The 3,960-nt window shown below is 39.1% G+C and carries 4 protein-coding genes; 3 read left to right on the plus strand and 1 reads right to left on the minus strand.

What is annotated here, in order from left to right; translation table 11 throughout:
- From fabG to AC6F75_RS10210, 3 genes are all read left to right on the plus strand, one after another.
- Positions 1-645 (plus strand): 3-oxoacyl-[acyl-carrier-protein] reductase (gene fabG / locus AC6F75_RS10200; protein WP_500714920.1); only part of this gene is annotated, 645 nt, incomplete at its 5' end.
- A gap of 77 nt (positions 646-722) precedes the next feature.
- A complete protein-coding gene (locus AC6F75_RS10205; RefSeq protein ID WP_500714921.1) occupies positions 723-2,753 on the plus strand; it encodes a VWA domain-containing protein in 2,031 nt (676 codons plus the stop codon).
- Positions 2,754-2,801: 48 nt separating this feature from the next.
- Complete coding sequence (locus AC6F75_RS10210; RefSeq protein WP_500714922.1) at positions 2,802-3,617, plus strand: SPFH domain-containing protein; 816 nt, start codon at positions 2,802-2,804, stop codon at positions 3,615-3,617.
- Positions 3,618-3,644: 27 nt separating this feature from the next.
- Here the strand turns inward: AC6F75_RS10210 and AC6F75_RS10215 are convergent.
- Positions 3,645-3,960: helix-hairpin-helix domain-containing protein (locus AC6F75_RS10215; protein WP_500714923.1), on the minus strand; the 316-nt coding region annotated here is incomplete at its 5' end.

Genomic DNA, 3,960 nt, shown 5'->3' on the forward strand with positions numbered 1-3,960 from the left:
TTTACATACAGCTCGTCTGAAGAAGCCGCGCTAACATTGCAAAGCGAACTCGAAAAAGAAGGCATAAAAGCCAAAGCCTATAAAAGCGACGCTGCAAATTACCAACAGGCACAGGAACTGGCCGAGGAAGTGGTCAAGGAATTTGGAAGTATTGATATCTTAGTCAACAATGCCGGTATCACCAAAGACAACCTGTTGATGCGCATTACCGAAGAAGATTTTGACAAGGTGATTGAGGTGAACTTAAAGTCTGTGTTTAATATGACCAAAGCCGTGCAACGCACTATGCTTAAGCAGCGCAAAGGCTCGATCATCAATATGAGTTCTGTAGTGGGAGTGAAAGGCAATGCCGGGCAAACCAATTATGCGGCCTCAAAAGCCGGTATTCTTGGATTTACCAAGTCGGTAGCTTTGGAGTTGGGTTCGCGTGACATTCGTTGCAACGCCATTGCGCCTGGCTTTATTGAAACTGAAATGACCGGAAAACTCGACGAAGCCACCGTTCAGGGCTGGAGGGACGCCATTCCATTAAAAAGGGGAGGGACTCCTGAAGATATCGCCAACGCCTGTGTGTTCCTTGCCAGTGATATGTCAGCCTACATCACGGGACAAGTGCTTAACGTAGATGGCGGAATGTTAACTTAATTGCATTTCAAATTTCAAATGTGTTATTTCAAATTTGACATTTGACATTTGACATAAAAAATTTGAAATAAATAATTATGTATGAAAACGCTTTGCTCTATATAATCTTTACAACCATTGTTGCGATAGCAGTAGCATTTTTCTTTTATGGTTATAAATCCAAACTAAACACCCGTCTGCGCTGGTTTTTTGGAATTCTGAGATTTCTTACCGTTTTTGTTTTGATACTGCTTTTGTTCAATCCTAAATTTTATCAAAACACTTATTTTGATGTTAAACCCACACTTGCCATAGCTGTTGACAATTCGCAGTCAGTCAGTTATTTGGAAAGGGAAATGGAAGTCAATGAGTTTATAGATTTTATTCAAAACAGCGAAGCCCTCAACAACCGTTTTGACGTGTCATTTTACAACTTTGGAAAGGAATTGAGCAGGATGGATTCACTGAATTTCAGCGAACTTCAAACCAATATTTCCCAACCGCTTCAGTCGCTTAACGAAATTTACAAAAACAGTACGGCACCTATCATATTAGTAACTGATGGCAACCAAACCCTGGGTACCGATTATGAATTTACGGCCCAAAAAAGCCAACAGCCGGTCTATTCCATTATATTGGGCGATACCATTGTTTACAAAGATTTGGCCATCAACCAAATCAATGTAAATCGTTATGCCTATTTAAAAAACGAATTTCCTGTAGAGGTTTTTGTTTCTTATACAGGTGATGAAATTGAAAATTCAGTATTTACTATAAGACAGGGCAACAGTACTTTGTATCAGGAAAATGTAACCTTCAGCGACCGCGAAAACTCAAAAGTGTTGAATTTTAATCTGCCGGCCAATCAGGTGGGAGTACAGCGCTTTACAGCCGAAATCAGGCCGCTTGAAAATGAAAAAAACATAGAAAACAACACCCGTTTTTTTGCCGTAGAAGTGATTGATCAGTCCACCAATGTGCTTTTAGTGAGTGATATAGTGCATCCCGATCAGGGCGCGCTCAAAAAATCCATCACCAGTAACGAGCAACGCAAGTTTGAAATGGACACTCCTGAAAACGCAGTCAATAGGATAGACGATTTTCAATTGGTGATTCTTTACCAACCCAGCAACCGTTTTTCGGGAGTTATTGATAAGCTGGAACAATCCAACCAAAATACCCTTTGGATTTTAGGTCCGTCAACCAACTGGATGTTTTTAAATGGAAAGCAAAATATATTTGGTAAACAAGCCTACAGCCGTGAGCAGGTTCAGGGACATTTGAACCCAAGTTACGGGCAGTTTTCTATGGAAGATATTGGTTTTGGCAATTTTCCGCCGCTGGAAACCACTTTGGGTGACCTGAAAATAAATGTACCTCACGACGTGATGTTATATCAAAGTATATTAGGAATATTTACCGAAAATCCATTGCTGGCTACTTTCGAAGAAAACAACCGAAGACAAGCCATCCTCGATGCGGAAGGAATTTGGCGTTGGCGGGCCAATGCGTATGTAAGAAACAACAGTTTTAAGCCGTTTGATGACTTTATGAGCAGTTTGGTGCAATACCTTTCGTCCAATCAAAGAAAGTCAAGATTAGAGGTTAAATCGGAGTCATTTTATTACAATAGCGGCGATGTAAAAATATCAGCTCAGTATTTTGATAGAAATTATGTGTTCAACAATACTGCGTCTTTGACCATTTCGTTAAAAAATCAGGAGACAGAGCAACAATACACTTTTCCGTTACTGCTGAAAACCAATTTTTATGAAGTCAACCTGAGCAGTTTGCCTGCCGGGGATTATACTTATACAGTTTCGGTGGTTGATGAGCCATTGAGTGCTTCCGGTAATTTTAGCATTATCGAATTCAATGTAGAAAGGCAATTTCTAAATGCCAATGCAGCTAAACTCAGCCGAGTTGCAAGCGCAACAGGTGGACAGTCCTATTTCGCTTCGGATTTTTCTGATATAGAAAACGACTTGCTTACCAATAACAGTTATGCAATTGTTCAAAAAAGTGAACAAAAAACCGTAACTTTGCTCGATTGGAAAACACTGCTGTTTCTGTTGGTTATATTACTTGCCACAGAGTGGTTTAGCAGAAAGTATCACGGTTTGATTTAGTTTTCCAAAAATCAAAATTTAATTTCAAAAACCTAAATATTTAATAAAATGGAAAAAATGCCAAAAATTGGATTGCCTTTAATTATCATTATTATCGTAGCAATAATCTTTTTAACACGATCAATAGTAACTATTGGTGCCGGTAATGCCGGTGTTTTATACAAGCCTCTAGCAGATGGTGTGGTAACAGACAAACCAGCTCTTGGAGAAGGGTTTCATATTGTTGCTCCCTGGAATAGTGTGACTATTTTTGAAGTAAGACAACAGGAACTTTCAGAAAAAATTGAAGCACTTTCTTCAAACGGCTTGGATATTAGAATTGATGCTTCCATTTGGTTTCAGCCGGAATATGAAAACCTTGCCAATCTTTACCAGCAAAAAGGTGAAACCTATGTGCAGCGTGTATTACAGCCGGCGATTCGTTCTGCGGCAAGAAGTGTAGTGGGGCGTTATACCCCGGAGCAACTCTATTCAAGTAAAAGAGATGCCATTCAAACTGAAATTTACACAGAAACCAACCGTTTACTTGAAGGACAGTTTGTTCAGTTGAATGAAGTACTTGTAAGAGATGTGAAATTGCCCCCCACAATCAAAGAAGCAATTGAAAGAAAGTTGAGCCAGGAACAGGAAGCCTTGGAGTATGAATTCAGACTGCAAAAAGCAGAACAAGAAGCAGAAAGACAACGAATTGATGCTGAAGGTAAAGCTACAGCCAACAGAATTCTAAGTGCCTCTTTGACTGATAAAATCCTTCAGGAAAAAGGAATTCAGGCTACACTTGAACTTTCAAAGTCACCAAATGCTAAAGTTGTTGTGATTGGCGGTGGAGAATCAGGTATGCCCATTATTTTAGGCAATAACTAATTAAAAATTAGATTCAGTTAATAAAAGCTACTCCGCGTGAGTGGCTTTTTTCTTTTCCAGTGTTTTGGCCTGACCCACCCAATTGTCGCGTTCTATCCTTCCCGGAAAATATTCAATTAAATGCGTGATTGTTTCAACGTCTTCTTTTGTGAACCTGCTTATTTGATTGTATGAATAAATGCCCAACTGATTGAGTTTGTCTTCAATAAAAGGGCTCAATCCTTCAATCTTCGTTAAATCATCCTTATTGAAAGCATCTGAATAGCCGATATTATCAAAATTAAGTTTCATTTTTTTGGGAATGTCTGAGGCAGCGTTTATATCTTTTTTTTTGTCTTTATGC

The sequence above is a fragment of the Planktosalinus sp. genome, from assembly GCF_059864935.1.

Coding starts and splice junctions, on each gene's coding strand:
- AC6F75_RS10210 (WP_500714922.1), top strand. CDS start 2,802: ATGGAAAAAATGCCAAAAATTGGATTGCCTTTAATTATCATTATTATC.
- AC6F75_RS10205 (WP_500714921.1), top strand. CDS start 723: ATGTATGAAAACGCTTTGCTCTATATAATCTTTACAACCATTGTTGCG.